Raw genomic sequence first — 15,140 nt, 5'->3', positions numbered from 1 at the left:
GTTCACCAGATCATCGGTGCGAGGAACTTCGATGCGAAGTCCCGGACGTGTTGGGGTTCGTTGCGGGAGGGGTCCGACGGCGGCGTCTCGAGTAGCGAGATCACCAGCCGCACATGGACTTCCACGGCTTGCAGGAGATCTTCGACGGGCATCTGCGCACCCTCGTCGCGGAGTGTCGCGGCAACCCGGTCGGTGACCATGTCGATGAACAACGACGTCATCCTCGCGGTGACGCTCTTGATCTCGGAGTCGGTGAGGACGATGCGGCTCAGCAAGGGGTCGGAGTTGATCCACTCGGCGCCGACCGCGAACGCCTCCACCAGAGCAGCCTTGGGGCCGAGGCCCTTCACCGAGGCCTCGAGCTTCTGCATGCCGGTCTCGTAGGCGTCGTTGGCCACCGCGTACAGCAGCGCGTCCTTGTTCGGGAAGCGCCGGTACAGCGTGCTGCGGCTCACGCCCGCCCGTGCGGCGACCTCGTCGATGTTGGCGCGGCGGACACCCACCTCGGCGAACTCCGCCCCGGCGGCGGCGAGGATCGCCGCTTCCTGGTCGGCGGGACTGGCGGTGTTACGGACCTTGCGTGTCGATGTCCTGGCCCTGCTGTCGGCCTTGGTTCCGGTATCTGCCACGGTCATCGCCGCCGGAGAATGACGGGGAGACGGCCCTCCGCGGGTTCCGCGCACTGGTTGCCGTCCAGGCGTTGATGCATGATCGTCGAGATCTCCATCTGGTCAAAATACAGCCCAGCGCTTCTGCGTATGCGTCCCCCGAGAGCCCGGCCCTCGTCCATCGGAATCCCGTCGCGGTTCGAGGACCGGATGTCGAACAGATCGGCCTGCACCGGCGAGGTCGCCAGAACCGAAGCCATGATCGCCTCCCTCTTGCCCGAATCCTTGGTCCTACGAGGTCCGCGGTGTGACCCACATCGCATCCTAGACCATGATGAGACAGATTGGAAAAAGCGTTTCTACCGCGCGCTCATCGCACATGTCCGGAGTCCGTACCCAGCAGTCGATGGCACCGCCGCAGACGCTCGCGCCACCAGCGCTGCCGTTCGGGCCCAACAGCGAGTCCGGCCGTGCCGACAGTGGCGTCGGGACCGAACCACTTCGTTGCGACGGCGCCGTCGACCACCTCGAACGACGCAGCGACGTCCGCGGTGAGCAATGATCCGGTACCGAGCCCACATGCGAGGTCCAGGCGCGGCAGGGCTGCGGCGCCGGCGACCCCCGCCGCCATGCCGATCGCGCTGTCAAGGGCACTCGACACCACGATGTCGAGTCCGAGATCGTCGGCGAGGTCGAGGGTCGCGCGCATGCCCCCGAGCGGTGCGACCTTGACCACCGCGACATCCGCGGCGTCGGCAGCAACCACGCGATACGGGTCGTCGGCTTTCCTGATCGACTCGTCGGCGGCGATCGGCACTCCGACCGCCCGGCGTACAGCGGCGAGTTCCTCGACTGTGCGACACGGCTGCTCGGCATACTCCACCTCGCCGATGGCACGCAGGGCGGCGATGGCCTCCTCGACAGTCCATCCCCCGTTCGCATCGACACGCACCCGGCCGATGACCTCCCGCGTGGCTGCGACCCGCGCGACGTCGTCGTCGAGCGTCTGCCCGGGTTCTGCGACCTTCACCTTCGCGGTACCCGCGCCGGGGTAACGCTTCAGCAGCTCGGCGACCTCGTCGGCGGGAATGGCGGGCACCGTCGCATTGACCGGCACATGGTCGCGGACGGCGGCCGGGGGCCCGATCCACGCTGCCTCGATACCGGCCCGCAACCACGACGACGCCTCCGGATCGTCGTATTCGACGAACGGCCCGAACTCGCCCCACCCGGCGGGACCGACGAAGATCATCGTCTCTCGCGCGGTGAGGCCACGGAACCTGGTGCGCATCGGCAACCGCACCGCGACCGCGGATTCCAGGATGTCCTCGATCTCGGGAAGGGCCCAGTCCTGCCGCCCCCGGTCCCGTCGCGCGCCGACCATCCGACTCCCTCTCCATGCGCGGATCACTCACTTCATTGGAACAACCTTCCCAGTTTGTTCCAGGTGCGATATTCTCGCCGCCATGTCAGTCAACCAGGGATTCGACGCCGGCATCCGCGAGGCGGAGCCGATGATCGTCGACGACACTCCGGACACCGCGGGCGAGATCGTGTCGCCTCGCCTAGGCGCCGATTCGCTCGTGTGGAAGTTCTACGGCGACAACCGAGGGTTGCTCGGCTTCCAGCGCCTGGCCGGCACGGAGAACTGCATCGAACAGCTGGGGCAGGCCGTTCTCGACCACTCGGTGATCTTCAACGACTTCCTCGGTCGCGCCAAGCGCACCGGACCGCCGGTCATGCGCACGGTGTACAGCACCGAACCGGAGAAGTGGGGGCGCACAGTGCGCGACTTCCACAAGGACATCAAAGGCACCATCAGCGACGGATCGCGCTACCACGCGCTCAATCCGGAACTGTTCTACTGGGCGCACGCGACCTTCGTCGATCAGGTCCTCTACATCACCGACACCTTCATCCGCCGCCTGTCCTACGCCGAGAAGGTGCAGATCTTCGAGGAGAGCAAGACCTGGTATCAGCTCTACGGGGTCAGCGAGCGCGGACAGCCGCAGACCTACGAGGAGTTCGTCCAGTATTGGGACGACATGCTGGACCGGTTCGTGCCGCACAAGACGATCGTCTACGCCACCGGCTACATCCGGCAGGGACTCCCACGACCCACGAAGATCCCGGCGCCCGTGTGGAAAGTCCTGTCGGCCCCGTTGAACGCCTTCATCCGCACGGTCGTCGTCGGAACGCTTCCCCAGCAGATGCGCGACGTCTGCGACCTGGAGTGGAACGACAGGCGCGAGAAGAACTTCCAGAGATTTGCCGCGCTCATGCGCGCAGCGAATCCGCTGATCAACAAGCTGCCGCTCCAGTATCTCTACGTCCCGTGGGCATACGATGCGTGGCGCAAGGTCGGGATCGACCCGCGACCGTTGCACAACAAGCCCGCGCGATAGCGCACCACGGGGCATGGTCAGCAACCCTCGTCTGCTCCCTGACCCGTGAGGACCGCAATACTCTTGCTACTCGAGGAGCCGGGAACCGAAGGCCCCTCCCGCCGGGATCCGGTGTCACACTGTGGAGTCGTCAAAGATCGTGTGACGGCGGAGTCGACGCCGGAGGGTCTGGTGGGCGGGCGCGGTTAGACGAGGGCGTCGTTTGCTCGCCTGGCGCAGATGATGCGGGAACAACCGTTTCGTGGTGCCCATCCGCAACGGCACGCCTACGTTGTCGAGGACGATCGCGGCCACACCGCCATCGCATGACAGCCTTCGTGCTGTTGTGACCGACGCGGTGAACCACCGGCCCCTATACCGAAAGAGGCACTTAACCCCTGGTCCCTGAGCCGAAAGAACCGCATAACCCCTGGTCCCTGAGGTGCGAGGAGCGAAAGCGACGAGCCACGAAGGGTTTCGCTGACTCTGTCACCGGACCCTTCGTGATGCGCCCTCCGCAAGCTCTGGGCGCTCCTCTGGGAGCAGGGGTGGGTTGCTTCTTTCGGTTCAGGGAGCAGGAATGTGCAGTTCTTCCGGGTTGGCGAACGAGGCCGGGTCAGTGCCCGAGGAACCCGTCGACATGGGTGACGAACTCCGCGGCGCGGTCACGGTGGACGCTGTGCCCCGCCTCGATCGTGACGAACCGCGAGTCGGGCAGGGCGTCACTGAGGGTCTGCAGGTGACGCGGCGGCAGGAAACTCTTCTCCCCACCGGAGATGACCATGGTGGCGGCCTGCACCTCCGGCAGTTCAGACCACCAGTGCGGTGCGCAGATGTCGAACTCGGCGACGATCTGATCGCCCATCCGGCCGTCGTAGCGGATGATCGGAAAGGGGTTGCGCGCCAGCGCGATCAATCCTCGGACCTGCTCCCCCAGGGTGGCGCGCACGGCGATTCCCTCCGACAGGTCGGCCTCGTCGCGGGGCATCGGCGGCACCTCTTCGAGGACCAGCCGCCGGACACGGGACGGCTCGAGCATGGCGAACCGCAGCGCGGTGTGAGCACCGAGAGAGTGACCGACCACGTCGGCGACCGAGATCCCGAGGGCGTCGAGGACGTAGACCAGGTCGTCGCGGAAGTCGTCGAGCCGGTAGATGTCTCGAGCTCGGCCGCTGCGGCCGTGTCCGCGCAGGTCCACGCTGATCACCGCGCGCCCGCGCTCGCGGAGTGCTGCCGCGAGCCGACGCCAGGTCGAATGGTCCGAGGCCATGCCGTGTATGAGGACGACGGGCACGCCGCGATCTGCCTCGCCGGCGACTCGGACCGCGAGATCGGGATCGTCGCTTCGCCGTAGGACACGCATGCCCGTCAGCTTACGAGCGCCGAGGGTACGGGCGCCGTCACGGCCCACGTCCCCGCATGCGGCCCGCCACACGGGTCGGTCCTCACCGGTCGCGGAACCAGCCGCTGCTCTTGGCGCGCCACACCATGTCCTCCCAATACCCCCAGCTATGTGTCCCGACCGAGGGGAAGTCCGTCGTGACCGGGATCCCCTGCAGCGCGGCCGCGACCTCGAACGACCGGGTCTGCGCCAGCGACACCACCTCCAGGGGAGTGCCCTTGACCGAGGCGACGGCATCGGCGTTGTGCGGACCCCACGTCGCCGATCCCGAACCGATGCGGATCTTCATCCCGCGCATCCGGGGCAGTTGGACCAGCGCATCGTTGCGCGTCCACCGGTCGCTCCAGGGCGGGCCCCACATGGCGTCGGCGTTGAACGGGCCGACGCCCGCACCGATCCCGGCGTCGATCAGCGCGAGCCGAACGGCCTCCCGCATGGTGGGCGCGGAAAGGTTGAGGTACCCGGACATCGAGAACACATGCGAGATCCGCTGGCGGTGGTATGCGCCGTAGACCATCGCGGCGTTGCCACCCATGGAGATGCCCATGATGGCGTACTTGCCCAGTGCCCCCACGGCGAGGCCGCGTGCGTCGAGCTCGCGCACGATCGTGTTGAGTCGGCACGTCCAGCGATAGCGATAGTCGACCTTGTTGGCCGGGCTCGCCGCTTCCCAGTCGGTGTAGAAGCTCGCGAGGCCCCCGACGGGCTGGATCACGTTGACGCCGGAGTCGGCGATGCGGTGGACGCGCGTGTCTCGACGCCAGCCGCTGATGTCGCTGGTCGCTCGGAGACCGTCGAGTGCGATCACGGTCTTGTAGTTGCCCCAGCGGGTCCACATGTCCACCGGCGTGCTCGGCATGCCGCAGCCGCTCACGTGGAACCGACCGAACGTCGCGGCGGCAGATGCGTTGCCCGAGCCGATGGTGATCACGCCGACGACGGCGAGGACCGCCAAACCCAGAGCCATGGCTCGTCGTCGACGCGCGAGCCGACGAGGCCGTAGTGAGAACTGCACTGACGAACAGTAATTCGGCGACGATTCGCGATGCCACAGCTGTGACCACAGGGCGTCGACATCGATACCTACCGGTGACCACTGTGGCTAAAGTGATTCAAGTTGCTGATGTGACAAATAATTCGTCACTCTCCAGAAGCTACGCGCACCTTCAGAGATCGTCGACGATGCGCTGACGCGCCCGCGTGTACTCCTCCTCGGTGATCGCTCCGGTTCGGCGCAGTTCGTCCAGCGAGGTGAGCCGATCCGCCGCCGAGCGGCCGGCATCGGCCGCCCGGCCGGACGCATCGCCCGGCTTTTCGAGAAACGGCGAGTCCGTCCGGGAGTGGCTCGCCGAATCGGCCCGGACGCCGGCCCAGCCGCGCACGACATCCATGACCTCTGCGCGCGCCTGCGGATTCGAGCGCAGATCGATGACGCCGCTGCCCGCCACCCCGTGCCGTCCCAGGATCTGCAGGATCTCACCCAGCGGCTCTGCCTGTCCGGTGAGATCGTAGGTACGCCCGTCCTCCTCGGAGGTGAACCGGGCCGGCACCGTCCCGGCAAGCAACGCGGTTGCCTGCCAATCGATCTCGAAGTCCTGCGAGTTCGGGTCGACCATGACGGCCAGGCGTCGAGCAGCAAGCAACGGTTGCTGGTAGTGCGGCACGACCTTGCGGGTCGAGACCTCGAACGGGGCCAGGCCATCGGCGAGTATCCGCAACCCCAGCTTCATCATCGGCTGGTCGTTGATCTCCACCCCGGTCTGACCGATCGAGGTGATCTCGGCGATGCCCAGTACCCCGGCCGCGCGCAGGCGTTCCAGTTTGGCGCCGCCCCGGTAGTTGAACCACGCGATCGCCACGCCGAGAACCACATCGAGGACGGTGACGCCGATCCCGGTCCACAGCATCCACTCGGTTTCGGGTGCGTCGATCACGAAGTAGGCGACGAGGAAGATGGGTCCGACGATCCCGCACAGCATGACGAACGCGAATGTGCCGAGGGCACTCCACACATGGGCAGGAACACGAGGCCCGGTCCCCGACTCTCCGAACATGGTCATGCGCGAACTGTATTCGCGGACTCTCGAAGGGGGAAGCCGAACGGTCGAGGTGTCGCGCCTTGGAACGACACGTCCGCGCACGGGGGAGGACACCGTGCCGGATTCGGGGTATCGATTGCCCGTACCTGTGGAACGGATCCCAACTCAACCTCTGGAGCGCGGCGTGGTGGCAGGACGGCGGATACGTCGCCAAGAACCTCTCCCAGCCCCTGGCCATCGGGGTGAACTCGGCCGAGAAGCGGGGCCGGGGTCAGCCACACACCACCTGGCCCAGGTCTACCCCGGGGACGCTGCGGACGACAAAGGCGCCCGGTCACTTTCGTGACCGGGCGCCTTCGACTCAGAGAGTCAGTGAGTCAAAACGAGATCACTTGGTGATCCGTGACGCAGGCCCCCGCCCGACCGACAGCGCTCTCGCGCAACCAGATCGGGCGGGGGAAATCGTCACTTGGTGATCCGTGACGCAGGCCCCCGCCCGACCGACAGCGCTCTCGCGCAACCAGATCGGGCGGGGGAAATCGTCACTTGGTGATCTTGGTGACTCGACCCGCACCGACGGTGCGGCCACCCTCGCGGATGGCGAAACGCAGGCCCTCGTCCATGGCGACCGGCTGGATGAGCTTGACGCTCATCTCGGTGTTGTCGCCCGGCATGACCATCTCGGTGCCCTCGGGGAGGGTCACGACGCCGGTCACGTCCGTGGTACGGAAGTAGAACTGCGGACGGTAGTTGTTGAAGAACGGGGTGTGACGGCCGCCCTCGTCCTTGGACAGGATGTAGGCCTGACCCTCGAACTCGGTGTGCGGGGTCGTGGTGCCCGGCTTCACGATGACCTGACCGCGCTCGACGTCCTCACGCTTGAGGCCGCGGAGCAGCAGACCGGCGTTGTCGCCTGCCTGTGCGGAATCGAGGAGCTTGTGGAACATCTCGATACCGGTGACGGTGGTCTTGGTGCTCTTCTCGCGGATGCCGACGATCTCGACTTCCTCGTTCACGTTGACCTCGCCACGCTCCACACGACCGGTCACCACGGTGCCGCGGCCGGTGATGGTGAAGACGTCCTCGACGGGCATGAGGAACGGCTTCTCGGTCTCGCGGACCGGATCCGGGATCGACTCGTCGACGGCAGCCATGAGCTCTTCGACCGACTTGGTCCACTCGGGGTCACCCTCGAGCGCCTTGAGAGCCGAGACCTTGACGACCGGTGCTTCCTCGTCGAACTCCTGGGCGGCCAGCAGTTCGCGGACCTCCATCTCGACGAGCTCGATGATCTCGTCGTCGTCGACCATGTCGGCCTTGTTCAGGGCGACCAGGATGTAGGGCACACCGACCTGGCGGGCCAGCAGCACGTGCTCGCGGGTCTGCGGCATCGGGCCGTCGGTGGCGGCGACCACGAGGATCGCGCCGTCCATCTGGGCAGCACCGGTGATCATGTTCTTGATGTAGTCGGCGTGACCGGGGGCGTCGACGTGGGCGTAGTGACGCTTCTCGGTCTCGTACTCGACGTGCGAGATGTTGATCGTGATACCGCGGGCTTTTTCCTCGGGAGCCTTGTCGATCTGATCGAACGCGAAGCTCTTGTTGAGGTTCGGGTACTTGTCGTGCAGCACCTTGGTGATGGCCGCGGTCAGCGTGGTCTTGCCGTGGTCGACGTGACCGATGGTGCCGATGTTCACGTGCGGCTTGGTCCGCTCGAACTTCGCCTTCGCCACTTGATTGTCCTCCTGGACTTGTTGCTCTACTGGGCGGATCCCAGCAGGGGTTTTCTTTTTACGTTGGTGCGCAGAACTGGTCGGCGCATGTCGCTAGGACCGGATTTACTCGCCGGTGGCCTTCGCGATGATTTCCTTCGACACGTTCGCGGGAACCTCCGCGTACGAGTCGAACACCATGGAGTAGTTTGCCCGGCCCTGGGTCTTCGACCGAAGGTCTCCGATGTAGCCGAACATCTCCGACAGCGGCACCTGTGCCTTCACGACACGCGCACCACTGCGCTCCTCCATGGCCTGGATCTGGCCACGGCGGGAGTTCAGGTCGCCGATCACGTCACCCATGTAGTCCTCGGGAGTCGTGACCTCGACGGCCATGATGGGCTCGAGGATGACCGGACTGGCCATCCGCGCAGCTTCCTTCAGGGCCTGCGAGCCGGCGATCTTGAACGCCATCTCCGAGGAGTCGACGTCGTGGTACTGACCGTCGAGGAGAGTGAACTTCAAGTTCACCAGCGGGTAACCGGCGAGGACACCGTACTGCATGGCGTCCTGGGCGCCGGCATCCACCGACGGGATGTACTCGCGCGGCACGCGACCACCGGTGACGGCGTTCGCGAACTCGTAGGTCGCGCCGTCCTCGGCGTCCACGAGGGGCTCGAGCTTGACGATGACCTTGGCGAACTGTCCCGACCCACCGGTCTGCTTCTTGTGGGTGAACTCGTGCTTCTCGACCGTCTTGCGGATGGTCTCGCGGTAGGCGACCTGGGGCTTGCCCACGTTCGCCTCGACCTTGAACTCACGCTTCATGCGGTCGACCAGGATGTCGAGGTGGAGCTCGCCCATACCGCCGATGACGGTCTGGCCGGTCTCCTCGTCGAGCTTCACCGAGAAGGTGGGATCCTCTTCGGCGAGCTTCTGGATCGCGGTGCCCAGCTTCTCCTGGTCGGACTTGGTCTTCGGCTCGATCGAGACGTTGATGACCGGGTCCGGGAAGCTCATGGACTCGAGCACGATCGGATTGGCCGAATCGCAGAGGGTGTCACCGGTGGTGGTGTCCTTGAGGCCGATCATCGCGTAGATGTGACCCGCGGTGGCGTCCTCGACCGGCATTTCCTTGTTGGCGTGCATCTGGAACAGCTTGCCGATGCGCTCTTTCTTGCCCTTGGTCGCGTTGAGCACCTGGGTGCCCGCCGTGATGTGGCCCGAGTAGACGCGCACGAAGGTCAGCTTGCCGAAGAACGGGTGTGCCGCGATCTTGAACGCGAGAGCCGAGAACGGCTCGTCCGCAGACGGCTTACGCGAGAGGGTCTCCTCCTCGTCGCCCACGGCGTGACCCTCGACCGACGGCACGTCCAGCGGGGACGGCAGGTAGTCGATGATCGCGTCGAGCATGGGCTGCACGCCCTTGTTCTTGAACGCCGAACCACAGATCACCGGGTAGAACTCGCGGGCGATCGTGAGCTTGCGGATCGCGCCCTTGATCTCCTCGGTGGTCAGCCCTTCGCCGCCGAAGTACTTCTCGAGCAGCGCCTCGTCGGTCTCGGCGACCGTCTCGAGGAGCTTCTCGCGGTATTCCGCAGCCTGGTCGGCCAGATCGGCGGGGATCTCCTCGATGGTCGGCTCGGCGCCGATCTCGACGGTTCCGCGCCAGGTGATGGCCTTCTGCTCGATCAGGTCGACGACGCCGTCGAAGTTGTCCTCGGCACCGATCGGCAGCTGGAGGACCAGCGGCTTGGCGCCGAGACGCTCCTCGATGGTGCGCACGGTGAAGAAGAAGTCGGCACCGAGCTTGTCCATCTTGTTGACGAAGCAGATACGCGGGACGTCGTACTTCTCCGCCTGACGCCAGACCTGCTCGGACTGCGGCTCGACGCCTTCCTTGCCGTCGAACACGGCGACCGCGCCGTCGAGCACGCGGAGGCTGCGCTCAACCTCGACGGTGAAGTCGACGTGGCCGGGGGTGTCGATGATGTTGATCTGGTTCTTGTTCCAGAAACACGTCACCGCCGCGGAGGTGATGGTGATCCCCCGCTCCTTCTCCTGCTCCATCCAGTCGGTGGTCGAGGCACCGTCGTGGGTTTCACCGATCTTGTAGTTCACACCGGTGTAGAAGAGGATTCGCTCGGTGGCGGTGGTCTTGCCGGCATCGATGTGGGCCATGATGCCGATGTTGCGCACCTTGTTCAGGTCGCTGAGCACTTCCTGTGCCACTTATTCGCCTCGCATTTTCGCTAGTGCTGTCGGGTCTGTGGTGTGACCGGCCGCGGCGTCCCGGAACAGGCCGCCGCGGCCGGTGAGTGTCACCAGCGGTAGTGCGCGAACGCCCGGTTGGCCTCGGCCATCTTGTGGGTGTCCTCACGGCGCTTCACCGAAGCGCCGAGACCGTTGGAGGCGTCGAGCAGCTCGTTGGCGAGACGCTCGACCATGGTCTTCTCACGACGCTGGCGGCTGAAGCTCACCAGCCAACGGAGCGCGAGGGTGTTGGCGCGGCCCGGCTTGACCTCGATCGGCACCTGGTAGGTGGCACCGCCGACGCGGCGGCTCTTCACCTCGAGGGTGGGCTTGACGTTGTCGAGGGCGCGCTTGAGGGTGACGACCGGATCGGTGCCGGTCTTCTCGCGAGCCTGCTCGAGTGCGCCGTAGACGATGCGCTCGGCGGTCGACTTCTTGCCGTCCAGCAGGATCTTGTTGACCAGCTGGGTCACGACCGGCGAACCGTAGACGGGGTCGTTGATGAGGGGGCGCTTGGGAGCGGGTCCTTTACGTGGCATGACTTATCAGTTCCCCTTCTTCGCGCCGTAGCGGCTACGGGCCTGCTTGCGGTCCTTGACACCCTGGGTGTCGAGCGAGCCGCGGATGATCTTGTAGCGCACACCCGGGAGGTCCTTCACACGACCGCCGCGGACGAGCACCATCGAGTGCTCCTGCAGGTTGTGGCCCTCACCGGGGATGTAGGCGGTGACCTCGACCGAGCTGGTCAGGCGCACACGAGCGACCTTGCGCAGCGCCGAGTTCGGCTTCTTGGGGGTGGTGGTGTAGACGCGGGTGCACACGCCACGACGCTGCGGGCTCCCCTTGAGAGCCGCGGTCTTGGTCTTGGCGGCCTTGTCATGACGGCCCTTGCGGACCAGCTGGTTGATCGTTGGCACTAGGTGTTCATTCCTCTTTGTTGTCTGTCGTGGTTGGTGCTCCGGGCAAGCGCGAACATGGCACACAGGCCTGTTTTCACGGCTTCCACAACTCGCCCCACCAGCATGTACGCGCTGGTCAGTACATTTTCGCTACCCCGAGGTCGGGCGTGTCATACACTCGACAGCGGATTCGCTTGTCAGTCCTCCGCCGGCCGCCACGCCCCGAGATCCCGGGCGGGTCGCGAGTCGTTCGGCAGGCATGCGGACTGGCCCAGCATGGGCCGGGCACCGACGATCCACTCTACCGATCGGGTTTACACAGGTCAAAAAACGGATCCCGCGCGCAACCGGCAGGTGAACGGATCGTGCGCGATGGATTCCCGCTGACGCTCGAACTCGGCATACCTTCCCACTTCTACACCGCCGCACCGCCGGCGTCGAGGACCCGGGACGCAGCGGACGCCCCCTTGTCACCCGGGTCGTCCACGGCGTCTGAGCTGCTCGATCACGTGCACGCACGGGCTGTGGGGGTCCTGCGGCCTGCGCGTCGGCGACGACTGGCCGCCGAACCAGCGGTCGACGACCGTCGCCAACCGCTCCACCTCCCGCCTGCGGAGCGCGTGGTGAGGGTCACCGGTCGCACGCACGGCATACACGTCCTCACCGAGTTCGTGGCGGGCCTGGTCGGCGAGTGCGTCGGCGAGGAACACCGCCGGCGATCGGGCATCGGCGATCTGCCAGGCGTGCACCAACTCGTGGATCAGGAGCTGACCCGGCACCGGATATGCCCTGGCACCCTCGCCCAGGGGCGCGTCGAACGCCGCACCCAGATTGCACAGGATGCGTCCGTCGACCGCCGGCAGGGTGAACGCGCGCCCACCACGACCGGCCAGATCGGTGAGGACGATGTCGTCGAGCCATCCTGCCTCCCCGAACACCTCCTCGGCGACACGGCGCTCTGCATCGGTGAGCACCCGGAACCGCACGCGGCTCCGGACGAGGCACGACGTCGCCAGACCAGCGACCAACGCGGCGCCGACCCCGAGCGGGCCGGACCACATCGTCACCGCCGCCAGATGCACCGCCACGAGCACACCGGCCGTGACCGCGGGAGACCCACCGAGCCGCCCGGCGCCGAGCCTGCGCGCGACGGACAGCACGGTGCCGAGCAGGCGTCCGTAGGCCCGGGCGACCGCAATGACCGGACGGCGGAGATACCGAGCGAGCGCCGACCCCGTGCTCACTCCGGCGTCTGGGGCAGCTTCACCTTCGCCGCACCGGGTTTCGCCGGATTCGACGGCGGCGGGACCACCGGACCGATGTCACCGTCGGGCGCGTCGTCGAAGTCGACGACCACCGGCGCGTGGTCGCTCGGTTTGCTGCCCTTGCGCGCTTTTCGGTCGATCCAGGCGGCCGCGACCCGATCGGCGGCCAACTCTCCCGCCAGGATCAGGTCGATACGCATACCGAGATCCTTGTGGAACATCCCGGCGCGGTAATCCCAGTAGCTGAAGACACGCTCGTCGGGCCACCGGTCCCGCACCACGTCGCGCAGGCCCATGGATTCGAAGGCGGCCAGCGCCGCCCGCTCGGGTGGGGTGACATGCGTGTGTCCCACGTACGCGTCCGGGTCGAACAGGTCGGCGTCGGCGGGCGCGATGTTCATGTCGCCGCACAAAAGAGTCGTGGCCGGGTCATCGACGGCGCGGGCCAGCGCGGCCAGCCACTCGAGCTTGTAGGCGTAATGATCCGAGTCCGGCGTCCGGCCGTTGGGTACGTACAGCGAATGGATGCGGAGTCCGCCGCACACACCCGACACAGCCCGCGCCTCGAGAGTCGACGGGTCGGGATATCCGGGCATGCCGTCGAAGCCGACCCGGACGTCGTCGAGTCCGACCCGCGACAGCAGGGCCACACCGTTCCACTGTCCCTGCCCGGCGTGTGCGATCTCGTATCCGCGTTCGGCGAGGTCGGCGCCCAGCGATTCGTGGAAAGCGGCGTCGGAGAGCTTGGTCTCCTGCAGGCACACCACGTCGGGCCGACGTTCGTCCAACCAGGGCAACAGGCGCGGGATGCGCTGCTTCACCGAGTTCACGTTCCAGGTCGCCACGCGCATGCGACCACGGTAGTACGCCCCGATCGGGCCCCGGAGACCGCCGCGGGAGACCCGACCTTTCCTTCGACGGTGATGTATGTCACGTTGGTGGAATCGACACGCTGCACCGAACCTCCGACTCCACGCCCCGGCGACCCGTCATCGAACACTCGTGGCGGCGGTCGGCGCTGTCGGGTGTCCGGCCCGAGGACCGGACTCCGACGCAGATACAGGACATCGCCGCCGCCGACCCACTGCTCGACGCCGCTCGCCCCGTCCTCGACGACGCGGCCGCCCGACTCGCCGACACCGACGTCTCGCTACTGCTCGTCGATCACGAGTGCCGGATGGTGACCCGGGTCGCGTTCGGCACGACGGTGGAGCGCAGGCTCGACGCGATCGGCGCGTCGCCGGGTGTCCCTTTCGGCGAGGACGTCGTCGGGACCACGGCACTCGGCACCCCCGCGGAGACCCGGGGCGGCATCGTCGTCAACAGCTCCGAGCACTACCTCGAACAGTTCAAGTCGATCAGTTGTTTCGGCCAGCCGATCATCCATCCGGCGACGCGCCGGCTGGCCGGGATCATCTGTATGTCGGAGATCGCCGATCGCATCAACCCACTGGCGATCCCCGTCGTCAACGGGATCGTCGCCGACATCGCCGACCGTCTGCTCGATAGATCCCGAGCGCACCAGCGCTGCGTCCTCGACGCATTCCAGCGCGCCGCGCCACGTCGCGACCTCGCCGTCGCGGCGATAGGTGACGACCTGCAACTCACGAATGCGCTTGCCGCCGAACTGCTCTCCCCGACCGACATCGGCGCCCTGCGGATCGTCGCGACCGATCCCGCACTGCGCGCCACGGTGCTGCCGCTGACGCTGGTGTCGGGCGCCGAGGTGGAGATCGCGGTCGAACCGGTGCCGGGCGCCTGCGGTGCCGCCCTGTTCCGGTTCCGGCCGGTCAGCGAGCCGCCGCCGCACCGGTCCGCACCACCGACCGTCCCCTCCCGCACGAGTGTCGCGATCACCGGCGAGCCGGGCACCGGACGCAGCACCCATGCGACCGCGCTCGCCGCGGAGATCACCCCGTCGGCGGTGATCGTCGACGTCGCCGACGAACTCATCAGCGGGCGCCGCCCCGACATCCCCGCGTACGTCGGGCGCGCCCGATCGATGAACGCCCCGCTGGTCATCGACGGCATCGACCTGCTCGACACCCAATCGGTCGCGCTACTCGGACGCGTGGCGGTGTCGAGTTCGCCGGAGTCGCCGCTGATCGTCGTCGGCGGGCCCCGAGACCAGGCGAGCCCGGGTGTCGCCGCACTCCTGGCACGCTGCGCGACGCGGGTCGACCTGCCACCGCTACGTCATCGGACATCGGAGCTGGCGGCGATCGCGAGCAGCGCGCTGACCGACATCGATCCCGAGCTCTCGCTGTCCGGACTGGCGACGGACGCCCTGCTGTGCGACGACTGGCCCGGCAACCTGACCGAACTCAACTCCGTGCTCCGGCAGGCCGTAGCGGCGTGCCGGGCCCGCGCGGCACGTGTCGTCGAGCCGGCCGACCTGCCACCCGCCTACCGGACGACCAGCCGGGCCGCGCATCTGTCCGGCCGGGAGCAGGCCGAGCGCACGGCGATCGTCGAGGCGCTCGACCGGGCCCGAGGCAACAAGGTGCATGCCGCGAAGGACCTCGGCATCAGCCGGACGACGCTGTACTCACGGATGCGTGCGCTGGACATCTGAGCG

At 66.9% G+C, this 15,140-nt stretch carries 14 protein-coding genes and 1 pseudogene; 2 read left to right on the top strand and 13 right to left on the bottom strand.

Features of this window, described 5'->3' with window-relative positions; genetic code table 11:
- Positions 1–2 precede the first annotated feature (2 nt).
- The 3 genes from ACFW3F_RS11960 to ACFW3F_RS11950 all read right to left on the bottom strand — a co-directional run bounded on the left by ACFW3F_RS11960 (position 3) and on the right by ACFW3F_RS11950 (position 1,992).
- On the bottom strand, positions 3–635 hold the full coding sequence (locus ACFW3F_RS11960; RefSeq protein WP_388057514.1) for a TetR/AcrR family transcriptional regulator: 633 nt from the start codon (positions 633–635) through the stop codon (positions 3–5).
- Positions 632–868 carry a hypothetical protein gene (locus ACFW3F_RS11955; RefSeq protein WP_388057512.1) on the bottom strand — a complete coding sequence of 79 codons (237 nt, stop codon included), beginning with the start codon at positions 866–868 and terminating at the stop codon, positions 632–634. Before ACFW3F_RS11955 ends, ACFW3F_RS11960 begins: the two co-directional genes overlap by 4 nt.
- A gap of 110 nt (positions 869–978) precedes the next feature.
- Positions 979–1,992, bottom strand: a complete 1,014-nt coding sequence (locus ACFW3F_RS11950) for an o-succinylbenzoate synthase (protein ID WP_388057510.1) — start codon at positions 1,990–1,992, stop codon at positions 979–981.
- A gap of 82 nt (positions 1,993–2,074) precedes the next feature.
- On the opposite strand from ACFW3F_RS11950, the gene ACFW3F_RS11945 reads away from it, so the two are divergent.
- A complete protein-coding gene (locus ACFW3F_RS11945) occupies positions 2,075–3,013 on the top strand; it encodes an oxygenase MpaB family protein (RefSeq protein WP_388057508.1) in 939 nt (312 codons plus the stop codon).
- Positions 3,014–3,220: 207 nt separating this feature from the next.
- Here the strand turns inward: ACFW3F_RS11945 and ACFW3F_RS11940 are convergent.
- The 10 genes and pseudogenes from ACFW3F_RS11940 to ACFW3F_RS11895 all read right to left on the bottom strand — a co-directional run.
- Positions 3,221–3,346, bottom strand: a pseudogene (locus tag ACFW3F_RS11940) (HNH endonuclease); the annotation flags it as partial.
- 262 nt (positions 3,347–3,608) lie between these two features.
- Positions 3,609–4,355 carry an alpha/beta fold hydrolase gene (locus ACFW3F_RS11935; RefSeq protein ID WP_388057506.1) on the bottom strand — a complete coding sequence of 249 codons (747 nt, stop codon included), beginning with the start codon at positions 4,353–4,355 and terminating at the stop codon, positions 3,609–3,611.
- A gap of 82 nt (positions 4,356–4,437) precedes the next feature.
- Positions 4,438–5,361: an alpha/beta hydrolase gene (locus ACFW3F_RS11930; protein WP_388057504.1), complete on the bottom strand. Its 924-nt coding sequence runs from the start codon at positions 5,359–5,361 to the stop codon at positions 4,438–4,440.
- A 199-nt stretch (positions 5,362–5,560) separates the two neighbouring features.
- Positions 5,561–6,454, bottom strand: coding sequence for an SHOCT domain-containing protein (locus tag ACFW3F_RS11925; RefSeq protein ID WP_388057502.1), 894 nt, complete (start codon positions 6,452–6,454; stop codon positions 5,561–5,563).
- Between the two features lie 521 nt (positions 6,455–6,975).
- Entirely contained in the window at positions 6,976–8,166 is a 1,191-nt protein-coding gene (gene tuf, locus ACFW3F_RS11920; RefSeq protein ID WP_388057501.1) for an elongation factor Tu, read from the bottom strand.
- Between the two features lie 105 nt (positions 8,167–8,271).
- Positions 8,272–10,377 carry an elongation factor G gene (fusA, locus tag ACFW3F_RS11915; protein ID WP_388057499.1) on the bottom strand — a complete coding sequence of 702 codons (2,106 nt, stop codon included), beginning with the start codon at positions 10,375–10,377 and terminating at the stop codon, positions 8,272–8,274.
- Positions 10,378–10,466: 89 nt separating this feature from the next.
- On the bottom strand, positions 10,467–10,937 hold the full coding sequence (gene rpsG / locus ACFW3F_RS11910; protein ID WP_388057497.1) for a 30S ribosomal protein S7: 471 nt from the start codon (positions 10,935–10,937) through the stop codon (positions 10,467–10,469).
- A gap of 6 nt (positions 10,938–10,943) precedes the next feature.
- A complete protein-coding gene (gene rpsL, locus ACFW3F_RS11905; protein ID WP_004020596.1) occupies positions 10,944–11,315 on the bottom strand; it encodes a 30S ribosomal protein S12 in 372 nt (123 codons plus the stop codon).
- Between the two features lie 452 nt (positions 11,316–11,767).
- Complete coding sequence (locus tag ACFW3F_RS11900) at positions 11,768–12,541, bottom strand: hypothetical protein (RefSeq protein WP_388057495.1); 774 nt, start codon at positions 12,539–12,541, stop codon at positions 11,768–11,770.
- Complete coding sequence (locus ACFW3F_RS11895; RefSeq protein WP_388057493.1) at positions 12,538–13,413, bottom strand: exodeoxyribonuclease III; 876 nt, start codon at positions 13,411–13,413, stop codon at positions 12,538–12,540. The genes ACFW3F_RS11900 and ACFW3F_RS11895 overlap by 4 nt, the downstream gene beginning before the upstream one ends.
- A gap of 326 nt (positions 13,414–13,739) precedes the next feature.
- On the opposite strand from ACFW3F_RS11895, the gene ACFW3F_RS11890 reads away from it, so the two are divergent.
- A complete protein-coding gene (locus tag ACFW3F_RS11890; protein WP_388057491.1) occupies positions 13,740–15,137 on the top strand; it encodes a helix-turn-helix domain-containing protein in 1,398 nt (465 codons plus the stop codon).
- The last annotated feature ends 3 nt before the right edge of the window (positions 15,138–15,140 follow it).

Source organism: Gordonia sp. NPDC058843 (assembly GCF_042743165.1).
In the GTDB taxonomy this organism is placed as follows: domain Bacteria; phylum Actinomycetota; class Actinomycetes; order Mycobacteriales; family Mycobacteriaceae; genus Gordonia.
Note: the sequence above shows the minus strand (reverse complement) of the source record. Positions and strands in the feature narration are given on the sequence as shown.

Bases quoted from the DNA above. Each gene is read 5' to 3' on its own strand.
- ACFW3F_RS11925 (WP_388057502.1), bottom strand. From the start codon at position 6,454: ATGACCATGTTCGGAGAGTCGGGGACCGGGCCTCGTGTTCCTGCCCAT.
- ACFW3F_RS11930 (WP_388057504.1), bottom strand. From the start codon at position 5,361: ATGGCTCTGGGTTTGGCGGTCCTCGCCGTCGTCGGCGTGATCACCATC.
- ACFW3F_RS11895 (WP_388057493.1), bottom strand. From the start codon at position 13,413: ATGCGCGTGGCGACCTGGAACGTGAACTCGGTGAAGCAGCGCATCCCG.
- ACFW3F_RS11960 (WP_388057514.1), bottom strand. From the start codon at position 635: ATGACCGTGGCAGATACCGGAACCAAGGCCGACAGCAGGGCCAGGACA.
- ACFW3F_RS11935 (WP_388057506.1), bottom strand. From the start codon at position 4,355: ATGCGTGTCCTACGGCGAAGCGACGATCCCGATCTCGCGGTCCGAGTC.
- ACFW3F_RS11945 (WP_388057508.1), top strand. From the start codon at position 2,075: ATGTCAGTCAACCAGGGATTCGACGCCGGCATCCGCGAGGCGGAGCCG.
- ACFW3F_RS11950 (WP_388057510.1), bottom strand. From the start codon at position 1,992: ATGGTCGGCGCGCGACGGGACCGGGGGCGGCAGGACTGGGCCCTTCCC.
- ACFW3F_RS11955 (WP_388057512.1), bottom strand. From the start codon at position 868: ATGGCTTCGGTTCTGGCGACCTCGCCGGTGCAGGCCGATCTGTTCGAC.
- rpsG (WP_388057497.1), bottom strand. From the start codon at position 10,937: ATGCCACGTAAAGGACCCGCTCCCAAGCGCCCCCTCATCAACGACCCC.
- ACFW3F_RS11890 (WP_388057491.1), top strand. From the start codon at position 13,740: ATGGTGACCCGGGTCGCGTTCGGCACGACGGTGGAGCGCAGGCTCGAC.